At 70.3% G+C, this 20,400-nt stretch carries 22 protein-coding genes and 1 pseudogene; 14 read left to right on the top strand and 9 right to left on the bottom strand.

Annotated features, from left to right (window positions below; all coding sequences use genetic code 11):
• Positions 1 to 43 precede the first annotated feature (43 nt).
• Positions 44 to 364: a DUF2530 domain-containing protein gene (locus tag OG306_RS21605; protein WP_266747724.1), complete on the bottom strand. Its 321-nt coding sequence runs from the start codon at positions 362 to 364 to the stop codon at positions 44 to 46.
• 219 nt (positions 365 to 583) lie between these two features.
• On the opposite strand from OG306_RS21605, the gene OG306_RS21610 reads away from it, so the two are divergent.
• Positions 584 to 2,041, top strand: a complete 1,458-nt coding sequence (locus OG306_RS21610; protein ID WP_266905876.1) for an NCS2 family permease — start codon at positions 584 to 586, stop codon at positions 2,039 to 2,041.
• 33 nt (positions 2,042 to 2,074) lie between these two features.
• Here OG306_RS21610 and OG306_RS21615 read toward each other — a convergent pair whose 3' ends face one another.
• Complete coding sequence (locus OG306_RS21615) at positions 2,075 to 2,290, bottom strand: ribbon-helix-helix protein, CopG family (protein WP_266747726.1); 216 nt, start codon at positions 2,288 to 2,290, stop codon at positions 2,075 to 2,077.
• A 145-nt stretch (positions 2,291 to 2,435) separates the two neighbouring features.
• Between OG306_RS21615 and OG306_RS21620 the strand changes: the two genes are divergently transcribed.
• A complete protein-coding gene (locus tag OG306_RS21620; protein WP_266747727.1) occupies positions 2,436 to 2,876 on the top strand; it encodes a MarR family winged helix-turn-helix transcriptional regulator in 441 nt (146 codons plus the stop codon).
• Between the two features lie 84 nt (positions 2,877 to 2,960).
• A complete protein-coding gene (locus OG306_RS21625) occupies positions 2,961 to 4,295 on the top strand; it encodes an MFS transporter (RefSeq protein WP_266747728.1) in 1,335 nt (444 codons plus the stop codon).
• Between the two features lie 83 nt (positions 4,296 to 4,378).
• Here the strand turns inward: OG306_RS21625 and OG306_RS21630 are convergent, their stop codons facing one another.
• A complete protein-coding gene (locus tag OG306_RS21630) occupies positions 4,379 to 4,963 on the bottom strand; it encodes a Uma2 family endonuclease (RefSeq protein WP_266747729.1) in 585 nt (194 codons plus the stop codon).
• 100 nt (positions 4,964 to 5,063) lie between these two features.
• Here OG306_RS21630 and thpR point away from each other — a divergent pair, with 100 nt between their 5' ends.
• On the top strand, positions 5,064 to 5,636 hold the full coding sequence (thpR, locus tag OG306_RS21635) for an RNA 2',3'-cyclic phosphodiesterase (protein ID WP_266747730.1): 573 nt from the start codon (positions 5,064 to 5,066) through the stop codon (positions 5,634 to 5,636).
• A gap of 464 nt (positions 5,637 to 6,100) precedes the next feature.
• On the opposite strand, the gene OG306_RS21640 is transcribed toward thpR, so the two are convergent.
• The 3 genes from OG306_RS21640 to pip form a co-directional block, all read right to left on the bottom strand.
• Positions 6,101 to 7,096: an aldo/keto reductase gene (locus OG306_RS21640; protein WP_266747731.1), complete on the bottom strand. Its 996-nt coding sequence runs from the start codon at positions 7,094 to 7,096 to the stop codon at positions 6,101 to 6,103.
• A gap of 118 nt (positions 7,097 to 7,214) precedes the next feature.
• A complete protein-coding gene (locus OG306_RS21645; protein ID WP_266905872.1) occupies positions 7,215 to 9,503 on the bottom strand; it encodes an N-acetylmuramoyl-L-alanine amidase in 2,289 nt (762 codons plus the stop codon).
• A gap of 196 nt (positions 9,504 to 9,699) precedes the next feature.
• Positions 9,700 to 10,695 carry a prolyl aminopeptidase gene (gene pip, locus OG306_RS21650; RefSeq protein WP_266905870.1) on the bottom strand — a complete coding sequence of 332 codons (996 nt, stop codon included), beginning with the start codon at positions 10,693 to 10,695 and terminating at the stop codon, positions 9,700 to 9,702.
• A 79-nt stretch (positions 10,696 to 10,774) separates the two neighbouring features.
• On the opposite strand from pip, the gene OG306_RS21655 reads away from it, so the two are divergent.
• The 4 genes from OG306_RS21655 to OG306_RS21670 all read left to right on the top strand — a co-directional run bounded on the left by OG306_RS21655 (position 10,775) and on the right by OG306_RS21670 (position 13,542).
• Positions 10,775 to 11,260 (top strand): hypothetical protein, encoded by a 486-nt coding sequence (locus OG306_RS21655; RefSeq protein ID WP_266747734.1) that lies wholly within the window; start codon positions 10,775 to 10,777, stop codon positions 11,258 to 11,260.
• Positions 11,261 to 11,379: 119 nt separating this feature from the next.
• Positions 11,380 to 11,853, top strand: coding sequence for a MarR family winged helix-turn-helix transcriptional regulator (locus tag OG306_RS21660; protein ID WP_266747735.1), 474 nt, complete (start codon positions 11,380 to 11,382; stop codon positions 11,851 to 11,853).
• Positions 11,850 to 12,716, top strand: a complete 867-nt coding sequence (locus tag OG306_RS21665) for an ABC transporter ATP-binding protein (protein WP_266747736.1) — start codon at positions 11,850 to 11,852, stop codon at positions 12,714 to 12,716. Before OG306_RS21660 ends, OG306_RS21665 begins: the two co-directional genes overlap by 4 nt.
• Positions 12,676 to 13,542 carry an ABC transporter permease gene (locus tag OG306_RS21670; RefSeq protein ID WP_266747737.1) on the top strand — a complete coding sequence of 289 codons (867 nt, stop codon included), beginning with the start codon at positions 12,676 to 12,678 and terminating at the stop codon, positions 13,540 to 13,542. The genes OG306_RS21665 and OG306_RS21670 overlap by 41 nt, the downstream gene beginning before the upstream one ends.
• 100 nt (positions 13,543 to 13,642) lie before the next feature.
• On the opposite strand, the gene OG306_RS21675 is transcribed toward OG306_RS21670, so the two are convergent.
• On the bottom strand, positions 13,643 to 13,837 hold the full coding sequence (locus OG306_RS21675) for a hypothetical protein (RefSeq protein WP_266905868.1): 195 nt from the start codon (positions 13,835 to 13,837) through the stop codon (positions 13,643 to 13,645).
• Positions 13,838 to 13,897: 60 nt separating this feature from the next.
• Here OG306_RS21675 and OG306_RS21680 point away from each other — a divergent pair.
• A pseudogene (locus tag OG306_RS21680) lies at positions 13,898 to 14,483 on the top strand (cysteine hydrolase family protein).
• A 148-nt stretch (positions 14,484 to 14,631) separates the two neighbouring features.
• Complete coding sequence (locus OG306_RS21685) at positions 14,632 to 15,294, top strand: LppU/SCO3897 family protein (protein ID WP_266747740.1); 663 nt, start codon at positions 14,632 to 14,634, stop codon at positions 15,292 to 15,294.
• 94 nt (positions 15,295 to 15,388) lie between these two features.
• Here the strand turns inward: OG306_RS21685 and OG306_RS21690 are convergent, their stop codons facing one another.
• The gene (locus OG306_RS21690) at positions 15,389 to 16,153 is read right to left on the bottom strand and encodes a class I SAM-dependent methyltransferase (RefSeq protein ID WP_266747741.1); all 765 of its coding nucleotides are present in this window, start codon (positions 16,151 to 16,153) and stop codon (positions 15,389 to 15,391) included.
• Between the two features lie 438 nt (positions 16,154 to 16,591).
• On the opposite strand from OG306_RS21690, the gene OG306_RS21695 reads away from it, so the two are divergent.
• Together OG306_RS21695 and OG306_RS21700 are read left to right on the top strand one after the other, a co-directional pair.
• Entirely contained in the window at positions 16,592 to 17,230 is a 639-nt protein-coding gene (locus OG306_RS21695; protein ID WP_266905866.1) for a TetR/AcrR family transcriptional regulator, read from the top strand.
• Between the two features lie 48 nt (positions 17,231 to 17,278).
• Positions 17,279 to 17,905: a helix-turn-helix domain-containing protein gene (locus OG306_RS21700; RefSeq protein ID WP_266747743.1), complete on the top strand. Its 627-nt coding sequence runs from the start codon at positions 17,279 to 17,281 to the stop codon at positions 17,903 to 17,905.
• A gap of 165 nt (positions 17,906 to 18,070) precedes the next feature.
• On the opposite strand, the gene OG306_RS21705 is transcribed toward OG306_RS21700, so the two are convergent.
• Positions 18,071 to 18,817: a GDSL-type esterase/lipase family protein gene (locus OG306_RS21705; protein WP_266747744.1), complete on the bottom strand. Its 747-nt coding sequence runs from the start codon at positions 18,815 to 18,817 to the stop codon at positions 18,071 to 18,073.
• On the opposite strand from OG306_RS21705, the gene OG306_RS21710 reads away from it, so the two are divergent.
• The gene (locus OG306_RS21710) at positions 18,816 to 19,820 is read left to right on the top strand and encodes a WD40 repeat domain-containing protein (protein ID WP_371665572.1); all 1,005 of its coding nucleotides are present in this window, start codon (positions 18,816 to 18,818) and stop codon (positions 19,818 to 19,820) included. The two genes, OG306_RS21705 and OG306_RS21710, sit on opposite strands and share 2 nt — an antisense overlap.
• Before the next feature lie 51 nt (positions 19,821 to 19,871).
• Positions 19,872 to 20,372 (top strand): GNAT family N-acetyltransferase, encoded by a 501-nt coding sequence (locus tag OG306_RS21715; RefSeq protein WP_327349486.1) that lies wholly within the window; start codon positions 19,872 to 19,874, stop codon positions 20,370 to 20,372.
• The last annotated feature ends 28 nt before the right edge of the window (positions 20,373 to 20,400 follow it).

Genomic DNA, 20,400 nt, shown 5'->3' on the forward strand with positions numbered 1-20,400 from the left:
GAAACCCCGGAAAACCCCGGACTGCCTGGTGGGACGTGTCACATCACGCGGGGGTGTCCGAGGTGCCCCGGTCGTCCGGCCCGGTTCCCGAGGCCGGAACCCCGGCCGATTCCTCGGCGGCGGCTGCGGCCCGCTTGATCGCCGCGTCCCGTCCCCGCACGTACCAGATGCCGATCAGGCCGAGACCCGCACCGGCCAGACAGGTCCACACCCACCACGCGTGCCCGTGGTCGTCGAACCAGCCGTAGAACGGGAGCTGGACCAGGAAGAGGACGAACCAGAGGATCGTGCCGCCCGTGATGGTGGCGACAACGGGCCCCTCCAGGGGCTCGGGTGCCTCGTGCTTCGGTGTCCACTTCGCCATGACCTCAGTGTATGGGGCTCCCCTCGCCCCCCTCCCGTGCCCCGTAAAGACCGCATACATAAAGACTCCCGGCCCAGGTGGGCCAAGGGTCTACGCGCGGAGATAGCGATCTTCGCCTTATGTATTCATACTGAATCTGCTTGCGACTGTCTCGAATTATTCGTCTGAACGTCCAAAGCTGACCACTTTTAATCCCCCTACGTACGACTGAGGTCCTACATGTCCCCCTCGGCCACCGCTCCGGTCGATTCCACGCAGTCCTCGGGCCCTCAGCCGCACAACGGCCTGGATCGCTTCTTCAAGATCTCCGAGCGGGGGTCGTCGGTCGCGCGCGAGATCCGCGGCGGATTCGCCACGTTCTTCGCGATGGCGTACATCATCGTGCTGAACCCGATCATTCTCGGCAGCGCGAAGGACATGTACGGGCACCAGCTCGACAGCGGCCAGCTGGTCACCGCGACCGTGCTGACCGCCGCGTTCTCCACGCTCCTGATGGGCGTCATCGGCAATGTGCCGATCGCGCTGGCCGCCGGCCTCGGCGTCAACACCGTCGTGGCCCTCCAGCTCGCCCCCAGGATGAGCTGGCCGGACGCGATGGGCATGGTCGTCCTCGCGGGCATCGTGGTCATGCTGCTGGTCGCGACCGGGTTGCGCGAACGCGTGATGCACGCCGTACCGAAGTCGCTCCGCAAGGGCATCGCGATCGGTATCGGTCTCTTCATCCTGCTGATCGGCCTGGTCGATTCCGGCTTCGTCTCCCGCATCCCGGACGCCGCGCACACCACCGTGCCGCTCCAGCTCGGCAGCGCCGGTCACCTCACCGGCTGGCCGGTGCTCGTCTTCGTCATCGGTGCGCTGCTCACCCTCGCGCTGATCGTCCGCAAGGTGCCGGGCGCGATCCTGATCTCCATCGTCGCGATGACGGTCCTCGCGCTGATCATCGACGCGATCGCCGATCTGCCGGGCGAGGCGTGGGGGCTGACCGTCCCGAAGTGGCCGGGCAACCCGGTCGCCACCCCGGACTTCGGGCTGATCGGCCACGCCAGTCTGTTCGGCGGCTTCAGCAAGGTCGGCGTGCTCACCGGCATCCTGTTCGTCTTCACCGTGCTGCTGTCCTGCTTCTTCGACGCGATGGGCACCATCCTCGGTGTCGGCGACGAGGCGAAGCTGACGGACGCGGACGGCAACTTCCCCGGCATCAACAAGGTGCTGTTCGTCGACGGCATCGCGGTCGCCGCGGGCGGTGCGAGCTCCGCCTCCGCGGGGACCTGCTTCGTGGAGTCCACGGCGGGGGTCGGCGAGGGCGCCCGCACCGGCTTCGCGAGCATCGTGACGGGTCTGCTGTTCACGGTGGCGCTGTTCCTGACGCCGCTGGCCACCATGGTCCCGTCCCAGGCGGCCACCCCGGCGCTGCTGGCGGTGGGCTTCCTGATCATCTCGGGTTCGGTGCGGGACATCGACTGGAGCGACTACACGCTCGCCATCCCGGCCTTCCTGGCCATGCTGATGATGCCGTTCACGTACTCGATCACCAACGGCATCGGCATCGGCTTCATCGCCTTCTCCGTGCTGCGGGTCGTGGCCGGACGCTGGCGCGAGGTGCCGGCGGCGATGTACGTGGTGTCCGCGGTCTTCGTCTTCTACTACGCGATGCCGGCCCTCGGCCTCACGTCGTGACCGCTGCCGCCCTGATCCGCGCGGCCTGGAGGCTCACGTGACCTCTTCCGCCCTGATCCCCGCGGTCTCCTGCGACCCGTAGAACTTCTCCGTCTCGTCGACGGCCGCCTTGAAGCGCTCGTCGAAGTCATCGCGAATGAGCGTCCGGACCACATAGTCCTGGACGCTCATTCCGCGTTTGGCGGCATGTCGGCGGAGCCGGTCGAGCAGCTCACCGTCTATCCGCAGGCTGAGCACAGTCGATCCCATGGCAAGCAGGGTTACGGCCCAAGAGGTCGGTTCGCGTCACTTTCCGGATCCGACTCACTCGTTCGGGTGATCGATTGGGCAGTCTGCCTCTCGCGCGTGTAACACGAATGGTCTTTAGGGTAGGTAATGAGGTACCCTAATAAACATGCCTGACCTGATCCACGACGGCGACAGTGCGGCCGCCGTGAGCTCCCTCCGCTCAGCCGTGATGCTGCTCGGCCGTCGCTTGAAGCACCAGCGCGTCGACGAGTCACTGAGCCCCACCGAAATGTCGGTGCTCGGCACGCTCGCCCGCTGCGGCTCGGCCACACCGGGTGAGCTGGCCCGCAGGGAGCATGTGCAGCCTCCGTCGATGACCCGCATCGTCGCGCTGCTGGAAGCGAAGGGGCTGGTCAGACTGGAACCGCACCCCGATGACCGTCGTCAGAAGATGGTCAGCCAGACCGAGCGGGCGGAAGCCATGCTCGAAGAGAGCCGCTCCAAGCGGAACGCCTGGCTGGCCACCCTCGCCGAGGGCCTGGACGAGGACGAGTGGGAGACGCTGCGCAAGGCGGCGCCCGTGCTGGAGAAGCTCGCCCACCTGTAGCGGGCCGGCCGCGCCGGACCACCGGCGCACCGCCCGCACCCTTGTCAGTCAGTGACTTGTAGACGCCCGAGGAGGCGAACCCTTTTGAGTACGGGATCCGGAGCAGACTCCGCCCCCGCACCGACTTCCACCCACGAGAGCAAGCCCGGCGGGACCTTCTCGTCGCTGAAGATCCGCAACTACCGCCTGTTCGCCACGGGCGCCGTGATCTCCAACACCGGTACCTGGATGTCCCGCATCACGCAGGACTGGCTCGTCCTGAGCCTCACCGGATCCGCCACCGCCGTCGGCATCACCACGGCCCTTCAGTTCCTCCCGATGCTTCTCTTCGGCCTGTACGGCGGCGTCATCGCCGACCGGCTCCCGAAGCGGAAGCTCCTTCTCGTCAGCCAGGCGGCGCTCGGCCTGTGCGGGATCGCCCTCGCGGTGCTCACGCTCTCCGGTGTCGTCCAGGTGTGGCACGTCTACCTCATCGCGTTCCTGCTCGGCATGGTGACGGTCGTGGACAACCCGGCCCGCCAGTCGTTCGTCTCCGAGATGGTCGGCCCCGCCCAGCTGCGGAACGCGGTCAGCCTCAACTCGGCGAACTTCCAGTCCGCCCGCCTCATCGGCCCCGCCGTCGCCGGTGTCCTGATCACCACCGTCGGCAGCGGCTGGGCCTTCATGTTCAACGGCCTGTCCTTCGCCGCCCCGCTCGTCGGCCTGATGCTGATGCGCACGAGCGAGCTGCACAAGGCCACCGTCGTACCCCGCGCCAAGGGCCAGCTGCGCGAGGGCCTGCGCTACGTCTCCGGCCGCCCCGAGCTCGTCTGGCCGATCGTCCTGGTCGGCTTCGTTGGCACGTTCGGATTCAACTTCCCGATCTGGCTCACGGCCTTCGCGGACGAGATCTTCCACGGCGGCGCCGGGATGTACTCGTTCTTCAACATCCTCATGGCCGCCGGCTCCCTCGCGGGCGCCCTGCTCGCCGCCCGCCGCCGCTCCTCGCGGCTGCGGATGCTGGTGGCCGCGGGCACCGCGTTCGGACTGCTGGAGATCATCGCCTCCCTGTCGCCGTCCGTCTGGCTCTTCGCGATCCTGCTGGTCCCGATCGGCATGATCGGCCTGACGACCAACATCAGCGCGAACACGAGCGTCCAGATGGCCGCCGACCCGGCCATGCGCGGCCGCGTCATGAGTCTGTACATGATGGTCTTCGCCGGGGGTACGCCGGTGGGCGCCCCGATCGTCGGCTGGATCAGCGACACGTACGGGGTCCGTACGGGCATGGCGGTCGGCGGTGCGTTCTCGCTGGTCGCAGCGGTCGGCGTCGGCCTCATGCTGGCCCGCGTCGGCGGCCTGCGCCTCCGGGTCGACCTCCGCCCGGGGCGCCCGCACGTGCGGTTCGTCCCGCGTGAAGAGCTGGCCACGGCGGCCTGAGGGTCGTCCGCGCAGCACGCCACACGGCCCCGACCGGTTGTCCCCCGGTCGGGGCCGTGCCGCTGTCGCCGCGCGTCGGGGTGTCAGTCGCGGGGGAATCCGCCCGTCTCCAGGGTGAGGCCCACCACGGTCGAAGTGAGGTCGATCGGGGTACCGAAGTCGAGGCTCAGTACGCTGCGGTACTCGTCGTCCTTCGGGATCGTGTGGAGATGCCACGTGCCGGTGTACGGGTCGACGATGACGTACACCGGCACACCGGCGGTGGCATATGCGGCCTTCTTCGGTCCGTAGTCGTTGTCGGCGGTGTCCTTGGAGATCACCTCGGCCACGAACTCGATGTCCTGGTAGCGCCAACGGCCCTTGGCGTCTTTGGTGGCGTCCTCGGCCAGGGCTACGACATCGGAAGCGAAGCCGTTGAGACGGCCCGGGAAGTCGATGCGGACGTCGGACTTGAGCCGTTGCCGCGGGTACCTGGCACGCAGTTGCTCGATGATGTCGATGATGACGTCCCAGTGGGTGTCCCGTTGCGGCGACATGTAGATGTTCCCCTCGACGATCTCGACCTTGAATCCCTCGGGGGTGGGCTCAAGCCACTCGAACATCATGTCCAGAGTGCGCTCGTCGCTGATGTCGGCCATTTCGATCCTGTCGGTGTCCACGACGGTCATCGTGCCGCTCCTCCCCGCTGCCGCACGGGCGCGGGCAGCCGCGTAGTACAACGATACGCACGGAGACGAAGACACGCCGGTACGGTGCGACACTCGGCCCATGAGCAGTCTCAGACTCTTTGTCGCCGTTCTGCCGCCCGACCACGCCCTCCAGGAACTGCGCCGTGCCGTCGCCCCGCTGCGCGCGCTCCCCGGTGCCGGGAGACTGCGCTGGACCGGTGAGCCGGGGTGGCACTTCACGCTCGCGTTCCTCGGGGCCGTGGACGAGGAGCTGCTGCCCGAGCTGCGGGTGCGCCTCGCGCGGGCGGCCGGCCGCACCGAGCCCTTCCCGCTGCGCCTCCACAGCGGCGGCCGGTTCGGTGGGCGGGTGCTGTGGGTCGGGGCTGCGGGCGGACTCGACACGCTGCGCCTCCTCGCCGAACGCGCCGACGCGGCTGCCCGCCGCTCCGGCGTCCCGATGGACGAGCACCGCCACTACAGTGCGCACCTCACCCTCGCCCGCAGCCGCACCGAGACCGACCTGCGCCCCTATGCCGCGGCCCTCGAAGGTTTTGAGGGCACCCCGTGGGAGGTCGGCGAGGTCGCCCTCGTGCGCAGCAATCTGCCGGTCACCGGGGTGGCCGGGGAGCGGCCGCGGTACGAGGTGATCGGATCCTGGTCGCTGGGCCACTGAGACCGGCGGTTACGCTCGAAGGGTGGATCCGAAGACCAGAAACCGCATCATGGCGTCCGTACTCGTGCTGATGTTCGTCGTAGTAGCCGTGGCAGCCGCCGTGGGTCAGTGACGGCCGGCGTCAGCGGCCGTGCCGCAGACGCCCGATCCGTCGGCGCAGGCGCCGCAGCGGCCCTAGGAGGGTGCCCGAGGGCCAGGTTCGGAACGCCGCTCCGAGGGCCGGTACGGGTACGGGCCGCCGTCGCCCTCGCCCCCCGACGACGCGGGGGCGAGGCAACGGCGGCCCGTACCTGCCGGACGGGCGGTCCGTCAGACCGGCTGCCCGGCCGAACGCCCGACCGGCTGCCCGGCCGAACGCCCGACCGGCTGCCTGGCCGAACGCCCGACCGGCTGCCTGGCCGAACGCCCGACCGGCTGCCTGGCCGAACGCCCGACCGGCTGCCCGGCCATCCGTCGGATCACTGTCACCAGGCGAACGCCTCCGGCGACGGCCCCGGCCCCGGGAAGATCTCATCGAGCGACGCCAGCAGCTCCGCGGAGAGGTCCAGCTCCACCGCCCGCAGCGCCGAGTCCAGCTGCTCCTGGTTGCGCGGCCCGACGATCGGCCCCGTCACCCCCGGCTGCGCCAGCAGCCACGCCAGGCCGACCTCGCCCGGCTCCAGGCCGTGCTTGTCGAGCAGGTCCTCGTACGCCTGGATCTTCTCGCGCTGCGCCGAGTTCTTCAGCGCGTCCGCACTGCGCCCGGAGGCCGAACGCCCGGCCGTTCCCTCGCGCTCCTTCTTCAGCACACCGCCCAGCAGGCCGCCGTGCAGCGGGGACCACGGGATGACGCCGAGTCCGTACTCCTGCGCTGCCGGGATGACCTCCATCTCTGCGCGGCGCTCGATCAGGTTGTAGATGCACTGCTCACTGACCAGGCCCAACGAGCCGCGCCGGGCGGCCAGTTCATTGGCCTGAGCGATCTTGTAACCGGCGAAGTTCGACGAGCCCGCGTAGAGGATCTTGCCCTGCTGGATCAGGACGTCGATCGCCTGCCAGATCTCCTCGAAGGGGGTGTTCCGGTCGACGTGGTGGAACTGGTAGAGGTCGATGTAGTCCGTCTGGAGCCGCTTCAGCGACGCCTCGACCGAGCGCCGGATGTTCACGGCGGAGAGCTTGTCGTGGTTCGGCCAGGCCTCGCCGTCGGCGGCCATGTTCCCGTACATCTTGGTGGCCAGGACCACCTTGTCGCGGCGGTCGCCGCCCTGGGCGAACCAGGTGCCGATGATCTCTTCGGTGCGGCCCTTGTTCTCGCCCCAGCCGTATACGTTCGCGGTGTCGAAGAAATTCAATCCCGTGTCCAGCGCCGCGTCCATGATGGCGTGGCTGTCGACCTCATTGGTCTGCGGGCCGAAGTTCATGGTGCCGAGGACGAGACGGCTGACTTTGAGTCCGGTGCGTCCGAGCTGCGTGTACTCCATGGGCACCAAGCCAACGCCTTCGAGTCCGCTCGAAGCAAGAGCGGCCCGGAACGCGCCCTGCCCCCGGCGCAGTGCCGGGGGCAGGGCGTCGCGCGAATGCCTCGCGGGAGCGGCTACGTCACTTCAGGTACACGATGCCGTCCGTGGTGACCGTCGGCCGGCCGGAAGTGGCCACGACGACGATCTTGACGGTGTGCTTGGCACTGCTGGTCCAGCTCTTCGTCCACAGCGCGTCGCGGTACTTGGTGGTGCTGGACTTCAGGTCCACCGTGGACACCTTGACCCCGTCCACATAGACGTACACCTGGCCGGAGGTGGTGGCCCTGGAGGCGATCAGGGCGACCGAGCGGCCGGTGAACGTCCAGCTCAGGCTCGCGTTCTTGGACGAGCTGGAGTACGACTTGCCGCCGAGGTAGCTGGACGAGGACTTCGTCGTCCAAGTGCCGGTCTTCGTCGCCGAGCTCTCCTGGACGATGACCGGCGTGCCGGAGACCGATGCGGAGGCGGTGTTGCCGGCCAGGTCGTACGCGGTCATGGCCCAGCTGGTCGCCGCGCCCGACTTCGCGGTGTGCGAGGCGCTGGTGGTCGTCGGGCCGTAGGTCTTGGCGACCGGGGCGGTGAGCCTGACCTCCTTGAGCGAGGCGGCGTCGGTGGCCTTCCACTTCAGGGTGAGCGGTACGGCCGTGGTGTTCACCGTGCCGGTGCGCAGGGCCAGGCTGGGCTTGGTGGTGAAGGAGGGCGCCGTCTGGTCGGCGACGACGGTGGCCGCCGTGGACGTGGTGACCTTGCCCGACTGGTGGGTGGCGCGCACCTGGACCTTGTGGGAGCCGACGGCGATCGTGGCCTTGGCCGAGGTGGCCGTCCCGGCGGTGGTGGCGACGGACTTGCCGTCGACCAGCAGCTCGTACTTGGAGACGAACGCGCTCGGGGTGCTCGCCGACCAGCCCACGGTGACCGCGGACTTGGTGTAGTACGTCGTGCCCGAGAGCCCGGCGCCGGTCACCGACTTGATGGCCAGCCCGGTGACGGGGCCCGCGGCGAGGCTGCGGATCGCGGGCAGCTGCCCGTACAGCTTGGTGCCGGGGCACTCGGTGTTGAAGCCGTCGCGGTGCCCGGAGATCTGGTTGAACGGGTACTTCGTACCGGCGGTGAACGTCTTCCTGAAGCCGTTGGAGCCATTGGCGCCCGCGGTGAGCGTCGTGGTGCCCGCCGGGTCGCCCTTGTACTGGCCGAGCTTCCATGCGGCGATCCGTGCCACGGAGGTGGTCACCGCAGTGGGAGCGGTCGCGTCCGTGTACGTACCGATGACCGCGATACCGGTCGACTCGCGGTTGAAGCCGTAGGTGTGCGCGCCGAGGACCGGCCGGTCCACGCCGCCCTTACGGCCCTCGAAGACCGTCCCGCACTTGTCGACCACGAAGTTGTAACCGAGGTCCTTCCACCCGTTGGCCTTGACGTGGAACGCGTACAGGCTGCGCACGATCGCCGCGGAGTCGGCGCAGGAGTATGTGTTGCTCCCCGCGGTGTGGTGGACGAAGACGGCCTTGATGGTGTCCAGGTACTCCGGCGCTTCCGGGCTCATCGACTCGTCGGCACCCCAGCCCGCCCGCGAGGTGATGGGCGGCTTCGGCACGGTCGACGGCGGCGCGGACGGCAGGGTCTGGGACGGGGTCGGACTCGCGGACGGCGAGGGGCTCTGGCTCGCCGGGGGAGTGGGCGCCTGTGTGGCAGGGGCGGACGGGGTGGGCGACGCCGGTTCGGACGGAGTGGCCTCGGCGGGCGGCTCCGTGCTGTCGTCGGGCGCGGGCGACTCGGGGGTGGTGGAGTCCGTCTCGTCGGCGGAGGGCGTGGCCGAGGGGTCGTCCGCAGTGGGGAGGTCGGCGGCGAACGCGGCCGGGTCGGCGTCGAGGGTGCCGCTGCGGCCCGGGTCCACGGTGTCCAGCCGCAGCCCCGCGGGCAGCTTCGAGGAGACCTTGCCGCCCGCGTTGATCCGTACCTCGACACCGTTGGACGGGCCCACCCAGCGCGGCTCGGTGGTCCCACGTACGCCGGCCCGGCCGGTCTCCGTACGGCCGTCGACGTCGGTTTCGAGCGGAAGCCAGGACGTCCAGTTCCCGTTGGCGGCGGACCGGGTCCGTACCTCCACGGCTCCGGCGACCTTGGCCGCCGGGTCGGTCCAGGTGATGCCCAGCATGCTGAACGGCGCGGTGTCCCGCTTGTCGAGGGAGGCGGACGTACCGTCGCCGCCGACCTTGAGCGCGGTCGCGCGGACATCGGCCTTGGCCGGGGCGGACTTGGTGTCCGAGTCCACCGAGGGGTTGCCCGTCACCCCCTCGAAGACCAGGACGCCCGCCAGGGCGGAGGTGGCCACGGCAGCCGTGACCCAGATTCTCTTCTTCGATCTCAAGTCGTACCCCAAGGATCGCTTAAGGACGGTCATTGCGTCAGGGGCTGCGGCAGGCGACAGCACCGGTCGTCACAGGACCAGTGGGGGGTACGGGTGCTAGCGCGCGCATGCAGCGGAGACACAGCTTGCCATGTGCCGACGCCGTGGTGTCTACGCGGGTGGCATCGCCCCGGTCCGGGGAGCGCCGGGTGGTACGTCAGGGACGCTCCGGCCGGGTCCGGACCGCGAACCGGTCCAGCGCCGCCAGCACCGCCCGGCTCGTCGCCGGGCCGCCCAGATGCCCCGCACCGCCGATCACGGTCAGTTCCGCGTCCGGCCACGCCTTCGTCAGCTCCCACGCGGTGATCAGCGGCCCGCCCAGGTCGAACCGCCCGTGCACCAGCACGCCCGGAATCCCCGCCAGCCGCCCCGCGTCCCGGATCAGCTGCCCCTCCTCCAGCCAGGCACCCCGGGAGAAGTAGTGCGAGCAGATCCGTACCAGCGCCTGCCGCGCCCGATCGGGGCGCCCGCTGTACGGCGGCGGACCGGTGTACGTCTCCTGGGAGAGCACCGCGTCCTCCCAGGCGCACCAGTCGGCCGTCGCCTGCTCCCGTACACCGGCGTCGGGGCTCTCCATCCGCCGGGCGTACGCGGCGAGGACGTCCGGAGTCGCGTCCCCCTCGGCCTCCGGGACCCCGGCCCGGAACAGGTCCCATGCCTCCGGGAAGATCTGTCCGGCGCCCCGGTACAGCCAGTCGATCTCGGAGCGCCGGGTCGTCGTGACGGCCGGGATCACGATCTCCGAGACCCGTTCCGGGTGCTGCTCGGCGTACGCGAGGATCAGCGTCGAGCCCCAGGAACCGCCGTACAGAAGCCACCGGTCGATACCGAGACGGACCCGCAGCCGCTCCATGTCGGCGATCAGCCGGTCGGTCGTGTTGTACCGCATGTCGGTGGCCGGGTCGCTCGCGTGCGGGGTGGAGCGGCCGCAGCCCCGCTGGTCGAAGAGGACGACGCGGTAGCGGTCCGGGTCGAAGTACTGCCGGGAGCGCTCGGTGCACCCCGAGCCGGGACCGCCGTGCACGACGACCGCGGGTTTGCCGTCCGGGTTGCCGCACACCTCCCAGTACACGAGGTTGCCTTCCCCGACATCGAGCATGCCGTGCTCGTACGGTTCGATCGGCGGGTACTTCTCGTCGGGCTCGCGGTCCATGGCGCGGCGGCTCCTTCGGCTCGGCGGGCAGACTTGGCGGGCAAAGGGGCCAGCGTAGGGCGGGCGTAGCCTGTTCGTTGTGAATTCCGTACCCCGGGTACTGGCCGTACTCGATGAACTGCTGACCGCCGCCGCCCATGACGACCGCGGTGCGCTGTGGCAACTGGCCGAGCAGGGTCGGGAGTTGGACGCCAATCTGGTGCGTCTTCCGCAGGGCGCGGAGGTCGGTGAGCATCAGGAGGACGTCCTGGACGTCCTCCTCGTCGTCATCGCGGGCAGCGGCCGGGTCGTGGCCGGGGGCGGCGACGTACTGAACCTGGCCCCGACCACGGTCGTCTGGCTGCCCCGCACCTCGCGCCGTGCGCTCGTCGCGGGACCGGAAGGGCTGGCGTACGTGACGGTCCACCGCCGCCGCCCCGGCCTGACCATCAAGCCCTCGACGGCCCACGAGGGCGGCGAGGCGCCCTGCATGCTGGACCGGGTCTGCCCCGAGTGCGGCCGGCTCTCGCAGGACCCGGAACCGGTGTTCTGCAGCCGGTGCGGGGAGCGGTTCCCGGACTGCTGAACATCCGGCCCGGCCTGCTCGCCGCCGCGCGGGGCCAAGGCCTCCCGGATCCTTCCAGTCCTTCCGCATGGACAAAATACATAGGGGCATTACCTCGTATACAGAGCTAAAATGGACAGATGGCGGCGGGTGATCTCCCTGATGAGCTCGCCGGACTCCTGCCCCGTATACAGAGGCTCGCCCGGCGACGCCTGTGGAGTGGCATGGGCGCCCCCCGGCTGCGCGGGGCGCACGCCGAGTTGCTGCGGCTGGTGGCCGCCGAGCCCGGCATCCGGGTCTCGACGGCCGCACACAGCCTCTGTCTCGCGGCCAACTCGGTCAGCACCCTGGTGAACCACCTCGTCGCCGAAGGACTGCTGCGACGGGAGAAGGACCCCGGAGACGGGCGTGCCGCGTTGCTGTACCCGACCTCCGCAGGTGTCGGGAAGCTGCGCGACTGGCGCGCCCGTCGCGAGGCGCTCTTCCGCGAACACCTGGCCCGGCTCGGCCCGGACGACCGGGCGGCGCTTGCCGCCGCGCTCCCGGCCCTGCGCGGACTGGCCGACTCCCTGCGCGAGGGGGACCCGCTGCGCGAAGGGGATGAGATCGCGTGACCACGGAAACCGCACCTGCCCTCAACTGCACCGGCCTGAGCTACAGCTTCGGCGATGCGAAAGCCGTCGACGGCCTGGATCTGCTGGTCGGCCGGGGGGAGGTGTTCGGCCTTCTCGGGCCCAACGGCGCGGGCAAGACCACCACCATGCGCGCGATCACCACACTCCTGCCCGTACCGCCCGGCGTCATCGAGGTCTTCGGCCACGACGCGGCCCGGCACAAGATGGCCGTACGGCGCCTGCTCGGCTACGTACCGCAGCAGCTGTCGGCCGATGCGAGCCTCACCGGCCGGGAGAACGTCCAGCTCTTCGCCCGCGTCTTCGACGTACCCCGCCGCCAGCGCGCCGCGCGGGTCTCCCAGGCGCTGGACGCGGTCGGCCTCGGCGAGGTCGCGAACCGGCTCGCCGGCACGTACTCCGGCGGCATGGTCCGCCGCCTCGAACTCGCCCAGGCCCTGGTCAGCGCGCCCCGGCTGATGATCCTGGACGAGCCGACCATCGGCCTCGACCCGATCGCGCGGGACAGCGTCTGGGACCGCATCACCGAGATACGGACCGGCACCGGGATGACCGTGCTGGTCACCACCCACTCGATGGACGAGGCTGACCAGCGCTGCGACCGGCTCGCCCTGATGCACCTCGGCAGACTCCGCGCGCTCGGCACGCCCGCCGAGCTGAAGAACGAACTCGTCGCCCACCGCCGGGAATCCGGCGAGACGGGTCTTCTGCCGCCGTCCCTGGAGGACGTCTTCCGCTACCACTCCGGAAGCGGACTGAACGACCCGGGCTCGGCCTCCGACGAAGGGAAAGGAGCGTTCCGAGATGTCCGCCGTACCCGTCGCACCGCATCCCGCCTCGGCTGAGTCCGGCTCCCCGCCCGACCAGCGCTTCGCACTGCTGCTGACCCCGCCACCGCCTCGCACCGCCTGGCGCGTCGTACCGGCGAGAGTGGCCGCGATGTGCGCCGTCGAACTCCAGAAGCTGCTCCACGACCGCACCGAGATCTACACCCGGGCCGTCCAGCCCGCCCTCTGGCTGCTGATCTTCGGCGAGACCTTCTCCCGTATCCACGCCATCCCCACCGGGGGCGTCCCCTACCTCGACTTCCTCGCGCCCGGCATCATCGCCCAGTCGGCCATGTTCATCGCGATCTTCTACGGCATCATGATCATCTGGGAGCGGGACTCCGGCGTCCTCACCAAACTCATGGTCACCCCCACGCCCCGTACCGCCCTGGTGACGGGCAAGGCGTTCGCCGCCGGGGTGAAGGCGGTGATCCAGGCCGCGGTCGTCATCGTGATCGCCGCCCTGCTGGGCGTGGGCATGACGTGGAACCCGCTGCGTCTGCTGGGCGTCGTGCTGGTGGTCGTGCTCGCCTCGGCGTTCTTCTCCTGCCTGTCGATGTCGATCGCCGGGATCGTGCTCACCCGTGACCGGCTGATGGGCATCGGCCAGGCCATCACGATGCCGCTCTTCTTCGCCTCGAACGCGCTCTACCCGGTCGCGCTGATGCCCGGCTGGCTTCAGGCCGTCAGCAGGGTGAACCCGCTGAGTTACGAGGTCGATGCCCTGCGCGGCCTCCTCATCGGCACCCACGCCCACCTCGCCCTCGACCTCGCGGTCCTCGCCTTCGCGGCCCTGGTCGGCATCGTCGCCGCCGGTTCGCTGCTGGGCCGCCTCGCCCGCTGAGCGGCCTGGGCTGCCTCGCCCGTTGAGCGGCCTGGGCCGTCGGGGCTCACCAGCGGTCCGAGGCTGCCCGGGGCTCGCGAGGGTTCGGGCACGCCGGGGCTCACCGCGTGCGCGGCCGGTCGAACCAGATCGTCAGCAGTGTCGGTACGAGCCCCACCCAGAACACCACCCGCGGAACACCCCGGTCGGTCCACGGCACCGCCGCGATGGCCACCGCGCACAGCGTCCCCAGCACCGCCTGGACCAGCACCAGCCGCGCCCAGAACATCCGCCGCAGCAGCGACCGGACACTCAACTGCACACCTGCGCGCAAAACCATGTGGAAGAGCCCGGCGCGGACGGACAAGATGGCGGGATGACCCGTAGTCGTGCGATGCCCGTAGAGGCCCTGCTCGTTGTGGACGTCCAGTCGGCCGCCGTCTCCGGTGACAGGGCGGTGCCCGGGACGGACCGGCTCGTGGACCGGACCGCGGACCTGATCGCACGGGCCCGGCGGGGTGGGGCGCTCGTCGTGCACGTGCAGAACGACGGGGCGCCCGGGGCCGGCGACGAGCCGCACACGCCCGGCTGGGAACTCCACCACCAGGTCAAGGCGGGCCCAGCGGAGGTCGTCATCCGCAAGACCCGGGACGACGGTTTCCACGAGACGCCGCTGGGCGGCCTGTTGAACGATTCCGGGGTGCGGGCGCTCGCCATCTGCGGGGTGATGTCCGAGATGTGTGTCCAGGCGACCGCCCGTACGGCGCTGGCGCTGGGGTACCGGGTCGTCATGCCGCACGACGGCCACGCGACGCACGACATTCCCGCCGCACCGGGGATCAGCGACGCGGTCCCGGCCGCCGCGGTCTCCCGGGTCGCCGGAATGGGCCCTCGGCAGCGAGCTGGAGGTCGTCGCGCACGCCGCGGACGTCGCGTTCGCGGCCCCGCCCCGGCGGCGCTGATGCGCCAAAACGACTACGTGCAGGGGGAGGTGGTCGCACGCCGCTCATGAGATGGCTGGCTCGTTCCGGGAACCGCGGGGCCCGGTCCTGTCGTCCTCACGCGCGCCCCCACGCGGGCCCCACCCCATTCGCGGACCCAAGCAGAAGCATGAGCGTTGACGGCAGCACGCGATCCCGGAGCGGCAGCCGGAGCAACGGCGGCACCGTTTCCACGGCGCGGCGCAGTTCTCGTACGGCTCTCCTGGACTGCGCGAAGGCGGTGCTCGCCCTCGCACTCGTCCTGGGGGCCGCCACCGCCTGCAGTCAGTCGTCCGACAGTGGGAGTCACAAGGCCAAGGACTGGAAGGTCGGCGACTGTGCCGGGCCCGACCACAGTGAGTCCAAGGACGGCTACCAGGCCATGGACTGCGACGACTCCAAGGCGACGATCAAGGTTCTCGTCATCAAGGACGGTGCCATCTTCGCCGATTCCATCCAGTGCCCGGCCAGGACGGACGCGATCATCTCGGTGAAGGTCGCCATCGGCTCCGGCCACGCGAGCGCCGGCATCCCCAGTAAGACCATCTGCGGCCGCAACCTCTCCGGCGACCACCCCGGCGACGCGGGTGCGGGCGGCGGCCAGTTGGTGAAGGGTGACTGCGTGGACGACCAGGCCAAGGAAGTCCCCTGCGGCAGCGGGGGCAGTGGTGTGAGCAAGGTGCTCGACCTGACGAAGACGGCCGAGGAATGCCCGTCCGGGACCGACCGCCCCCTGGACCTGTTCCCGAGCCCGGGCAGGCCGTACAACACGATCTGCACCGCCAAGTCCTGACGGTCCGGGTCGCCCCTGGGCCGGTGAGGCCCATGCTTCACCGGCCGTGCGGTGCCTTCAGGTTGTCCCGCGACGCCAGCTCCGTGGCACGGTCCTAGCCGGCACCGGCACCGGCACCGGCGCGTGCGCTGCGGAACAGGGCCGTCCAGAGGAACGGCTCGCCGAAGTGCGGCGATCCGGACGGTTCGTCGTGCATGCGGCGCAGTTCGATCTCCGTCAGGTCGGCGAAGATCCTGCGCAACGACTCCGGCGTGTAGGCCAGGCCGCCATGGAGGCCTCCGGTCTGTTCGTAGAAGGAGGCGTCGGGGAGTTCCGAGCCCATGCCTTTCTCACCGGCCGCGAAGCAGGTGAGGGCGAAGTGGCCGCCGGGCGCGAGGACGTTGTCGAGGAGACCGAGGTAGCTGATGCGACGGTGCGGCGGCAGGTGGTGGAAGCAGCCCGAGTCGTAGATCAGGTCGTACGGGCCGGTCAGCTCCGCCCCCGTGAGGGCGAACGCGTCGCCGCAGTGGAACCGTACGTCGGCCCCCGCCTCCCGCGCGCGGTCCTCGGCCCAGGCGATGGCCGCCGGGGACAGGTCCACCGCGTCGACCTCGAAACCCAGGGACGCGAGGTGGAGGGCGTTGCGGCCCGGGCCGCAGCCCAGATCCAGGGCGCGCCCCGGGGTGATCAGGCCACGCTCCAGGTACGAGGCGAGGCTCTCGTCGGGCTTCGCCGCGAAGAACGGAACCGGCTTCGTCCGGTCCGCGTAGAAGCTGTCCCACCAGGGCGCCCCGTCGGCCGTCCAGCGGTCCGCCTCCCGTGCGAACAGGTTGTCCAGAAGCCTGAGTACGTCGTCCACCGTGCGTATGTCGCGGTCCACGCGACCCCCTTCCCCGGAGGGTGAAAGCGTAGATCCGCTCGGCTCCGGAGCCCAGTTCCGCACCCGTCGACAACGTCCGCCAAAGGCCCCGTGCGAGCGTTTGCCGCCCCCGCGTCGACGGACCTGCATCCCCCCTCGCGCCTGGGCTTTTCGGGGGTGCGGGCGACCATGGAGGGGCAGGGAGGGGGCTGTTCCGGCTCTCCAGGGGTCTGTTTCTTTCGCGATGCTCCGAGTTTCGCGTTCTGGGTTCCCCGTTCCGCTTGTGTGCCGGGCGCGGGCCGGGACCGAGGAGTTTTCACCCTGGTAGCAACGGTTCGATGCGCATTCGGACTTGATCGGCGCGTTCCCCTCCGTGTGGTCGAGCGCGTGGCGGACACCCCACCGGCCGGGTGGAGCGTGGAGAGTGGGGGCAGCGGTACCGACGACGAAGGAGGACCGATGGTGGGTGTCGTGGCGAACCGGCGGAACGGGGTACCCGGACAGGCCATGGAGGGGCCGGGGCCGCGGGACCGACTCCTGCGCGCCGGGCGCCAGTTGTTCGCCGCGTACGGGTATGCGCACACGAGCGTCGAGTCCCTGTGCGAACAGGCGAAGGTGCCCGTCCACATCTTCCGGCAGGAGTTCGTCTCGCGGGAGGTGCTCCTGATGGCGATCTACGACGAGGTCGCGACCCACGGGCTGCGCGCCGCCGAGAACGCCCTGATGGCCGAGGGGATGGAGGACTGTCCGACGGCGCAACGAGTCCGGCTGCTCTTCGACGCCTATGTGAGGGCCGTCACCGAGGACCCGTGCGCGGCCAGGGTGGCGTTCGTCGAGGTGCTGGGGGTGAGCAGGGAGGTGGACAACCATCTCGCGACCTGGCGGGCGATGTGGATCGAGTTCCTGACCTCCGAGGCCGAGCGGGCCGTGCGACGGGGCGAGGCGGTGCCGAGCGATCACACCGTGACGGTCACGGTGCTGAACCACTCGGTGGACGAACTCATGGCCCATCACGGCCGCAGGCCCCGGCAGGTCGACGCCGAGTGGCTGACCGATGAGCTGACCCGGCTCTCGCTGGCCATGATCCTGCCGTCCTGACACGCCCCGTTGCCGTCCCGGCAACGGGGGACGGCGAATAATGGCGAGATGGACGAAGACGGAGAACGCGGAGAGCCCGGAGCGGGTACGGACGACGAGATCTCGGCCGTCCTGACCGGCGTCGGGCCGAGGCTGCGCGCTCTGCGCCAGGAGCGCGGCACGACGCTGGCACAGCTCAGCGAGACGACCGGGATCTCCCTCAGCACCCTCTCGCGCCTGGAGTCGGGCGGCCGTAAACCCACGCTCGAACTGCTGCTGCCGCTGGCCAAGGCGTACGGCGTGCAGTTGGACGAACTCGTCGGCGCCCCGGCCACCGGCGACCCGCGCATCCACTTCCGCCCCTTCACCCGGGACGGCATGACCTTCGTGCCCCTGACCCGGCACCTCGGCGGGCTGCACGCGTACAAGCAGATCCTGCCCGGCGGGCGCGGGGCCACGGGTCCGCTGGAGCAGCGGGTGCACGAGGGATACGAGTGGGTGTACGTACTGGCGGGGCGGCTGCGACTGGTACTGGGTGAACACGATCTGGTGCTGACGGCCGGTGAGGTCGCCGAGTTCGACACGCGTACGCCGCATGCGTGGGCCAGCGCCGGGCCCGGGCCGGTCGAATTCCTCAGTCTGTTCGGGGAGCAGGGGGAGCGGATGCATGTGAGGGCCCGGCCCACGGGGCGGTGAGGTGGCGCGAACGCCGTACGGAGCGGGGCCCTCAGGGGCCGAACGGCCGTGTGGGGCAGGGCTCAGGGGCGGAGGCTTGGCGAGAAGCCCGTCCAGCGCAGCTCGCCGTGCCGGGCGAGACAGAGGTAGCGGGTGGCCGCTCCTGTCATGTTGTGTCGCGGCCGGTCAGGGCCGGGCCGCGTACGGGCCGCCCAGGCCCCATGCCTGGTGCATCGCGTCGGCGAAGGCGGCCGCCAGTTTGTGTTCGCCGGTGGGACCGGGGTGCGTCCCGTCGTACGTGTCCCGGTGGATGTCGTATCCCGGTGGGCGGGAGGCCAGCAGGATCGGGGACATCGGGTCGTCGAGGTCGGCGACGGCCTTCGCCAGGAGTTCGTTGAAGCGGTCGCACTCGGCGGCGAACGGGGCGTCCGACTCGGCCCGTACGTTCGGTATCACGGGCAGGAGCACCATCTTGACGTGCGGGTTCGCGCTGCGGGCCGCCGTGATGAACGCCCTGGCGTTCAGGGCGGTCTGGCCACTGTCCGTGTAGAACCCGAGGTCTATCAGGCCGAGCGAGACGAGCAGGACGTCCGTACGGTGCTCGGTGACCGTGTCGGCGATCACCGGGGCCATGTGCAGCCAGCCCTCGCCCCAGCCGGCCAGATGGGTGCGGGCCTCGGCGGGGAAGTCCGGTGCGCCGTACTCGTCACCGACGGGGGCGTCCGCCCCGGTGCCGTACAGCTCGCTGCGCGGGCCGACGATCGCGAACGGGGCACCGAGGGTGGCGGCGAGGTGCTGCCACATCCGGTAGCGCCAGGTGAAGTCGCCGGCGCGGCCGATCGTCATGGAATCGCCGACAAACGTGAAACGCATGGCGTCATCATCGCGGATCACTCCTGCGACCTGCGACGTGACGATGGACACTTGGGTCATGCCTTCGTACCTGACTGTGTCCGGAGCCGCCGCGCTGCTCCTCCTCGCCGGGGCGGCTCCGGCCGTGGCCGGAGACGGGGCCGATCAGAGCTTCACGATCGAGGACCCCCGGATCACCGAGTCCAGCGGCCTCGCGGCGAGCCGAGCCCACCCCGGCATCTACTGGACGCACAACGACAGCGGCTACGGCCCGTACGTCTACGCCGTCGACTCCCGCACCGGGAAGACCGTCGCGACGATCACGATGCGCGGGGTGGGGCGGCCGCGCGACGTCGAGGCCATCTCGCTCGGGCCCGACGGAAATCTGTACGTCGGTGACATCGGCGACAACCTGAACGGCAGCTGGGACCACGTCTGGATCTACCGCTTCCCGGAACCGAAGCAGCTGCGGGACGCGACCGTCGACGCCACACAGTTCGACGTGAAGTACGCGGACGGCCCGCGCAACGCCGAGGCGCTGATGGTCCACCCCACGACCGGGCGGGTCTACATCGCGTCGAAGAACGAGGACGGCGGCGGACTGTACGAGGGCCCCACGAAGCTCACCACCGGCGCCACCAACGTCTTCCGCCGGGTGGGGGAGGTGCCGTGGGTGACGGACGGGGCGTTCTCGCCGGACGGCAAGGAGCTGGTGCTGCGCTCGTACTTCAGCGCCCGTGGGTACGTCTTCGAGAACGGCAGGCTCGGCGCCGACCACGCGGTCAGCGCTCCGCTGCAGCGGCAGGCCGAGTCGGTGACGTACACGGCGGACGGCTCGGCGCTGATGTTCGGCTCGGAGGGGAAGCGGAGCGATGTGGTGCGGGTGGACCTGGACGGAGCCGGAGGCGGAAGCGGAAGCGGAGGCAGGGACGCCGGGAAGTCGCCGCCCCCGGGCGGCGACGCGTCCCCGTCGTCCGCCGGGGCGAAGGACGGGGACGCGAAGGGGACGACCCTGACCGGTGTGCTGGTGCTCGCGGGGATCGGCGTCCTGGTGCTCATAGGGAGGCGGCGGAAGAGGAACTGACGTTCCGGGCCGCCACGGTGCGCATAGGGTCGGGCAGCTATGGAGAACCGAATGATTCCCTTCGCCACCGCCCGGCTGGACGCGCTGCCGCTGCGGGTCGCGTACGCGGACGAGATGGCCGCGGTGCTGGACGACCCGGCCCTGCACACCTACACCGGAGGCGCCCCGGAGACCGCCGACGAGCTGCGGGCCCGCTACGAACGCCAGACCGCCGGTTCGCCGGACCCCGGGGTGGGCTGGTGGAACTGGGTGCTGCGCGTACGGGACGAGGGCTGCCTGGCCGGTTACGTACAGGCGACGGTGAACGAGCAGGACGCGGAGGCGGAGATCGCCTGGGTGGCCGGGACGCGGTGGCAGGGACTGGGATACGCGAAAGAGGCCGCGGTGGGTCTGGTCGCCCACCTCGCGGGGGTGCGGGAGGTCCGTACCGTCGTCGCCCATATCCATCCGGACCATGACGCCTCCGCCGCCGTGGCCGCCGCGGCGGGGCTGGTGCCCACGGAGGAGTGGTGCGACGGCGAACGGCGCTGGGAGCGGGGCGGAGTGGGCTGACGCAGACCCGGCGTTGTCAGTGGCGGTT

This window comes from Streptomyces sp. NBC_01241 (genome assembly GCF_041435435.1).
Lineage (GTDB): Bacteria > Actinomycetota > Actinomycetes > Streptomycetales > Streptomycetaceae > Streptomyces.

Bases quoted from the DNA above. Each gene is read 5' to 3' on its own strand.
- OG306_RS21605 (WP_266747724.1), bottom strand. From the start codon at position 364: ATGGCGAAGTGGACACCGAAGCACGAGGCACCCGAGCCCCTGGAGGGG.
- OG306_RS21610 (WP_266905876.1), top strand. From the start codon at position 584: ATGTCCCCCTCGGCCACCGCTCCGGTCGATTCCACGCAGTCCTCGGGC.
- OG306_RS21615 (WP_266747726.1), bottom strand. From the start codon at position 2,290: ATGGGATCGACTGTGCTCAGCCTGCGGATAGACGGTGAGCTGCTCGAC.
- OG306_RS21620 (WP_266747727.1), top strand. From the start codon at position 2,436: ATGCCTGACCTGATCCACGACGGCGACAGTGCGGCCGCCGTGAGCTCC.
- OG306_RS21630 (WP_266747729.1), bottom strand. From the start codon at position 4,963: ATGACCGTCGTGGACACCGACAGGATCGAAATGGCCGACATCAGCGAC.
- thpR (WP_266747730.1), top strand. From the start codon at position 5,064: ATGAGCAGTCTCAGACTCTTTGTCGCCGTTCTGCCGCCCGACCACGCC.
- OG306_RS21640 (WP_266747731.1), bottom strand. From the start codon at position 7,096: ATGGAGTACACGCAGCTCGGACGCACCGGACTCAAAGTCAGCCGTCTC.
- pip (WP_266905870.1), bottom strand. From the start codon at position 10,695: ATGGACCGCGAGCCCGACGAGAAGTACCCGCCGATCGAACCGTACGAG.
- OG306_RS21660 (WP_266747735.1), top strand. From the start codon at position 11,380: ATGGCGGCGGGTGATCTCCCTGATGAGCTCGCCGGACTCCTGCCCCGT.
- OG306_RS21670 (WP_266747737.1), top strand. From the start codon at position 12,676: ATGTCCGCCGTACCCGTCGCACCGCATCCCGCCTCGGCTGAGTCCGGC.
- OG306_RS21685 (WP_266747740.1), top strand. From the start codon at position 14,632: ATGAGCGTTGACGGCAGCACGCGATCCCGGAGCGGCAGCCGGAGCAAC.
- OG306_RS21695 (WP_266905866.1), top strand. From the start codon at position 16,592: ATGGTGGGTGTCGTGGCGAACCGGCGGAACGGGGTACCCGGACAGGCC.
- OG306_RS21700 (WP_266747743.1), top strand. From the start codon at position 17,279: ATGGACGAAGACGGAGAACGCGGAGAGCCCGGAGCGGGTACGGACGAC.
- OG306_RS21710 (WP_371665572.1), top strand. From the start codon at position 18,816: ATGCCTTCGTACCTGACTGTGTCCGGAGCCGCCGCGCTGCTCCTCCTC.
- OG306_RS21705 (WP_266747744.1), bottom strand. From the start codon at position 18,817: ATGACCCAAGTGTCCATCGTCACGTCGCAGGTCGCAGGAGTGATCCGC.
- OG306_RS21715 (WP_327349486.1), top strand. From the start codon at position 19,872: ATGATTCCCTTCGCCACCGCCCGGCTGGACGCGCTGCCGCTGCGGGTC.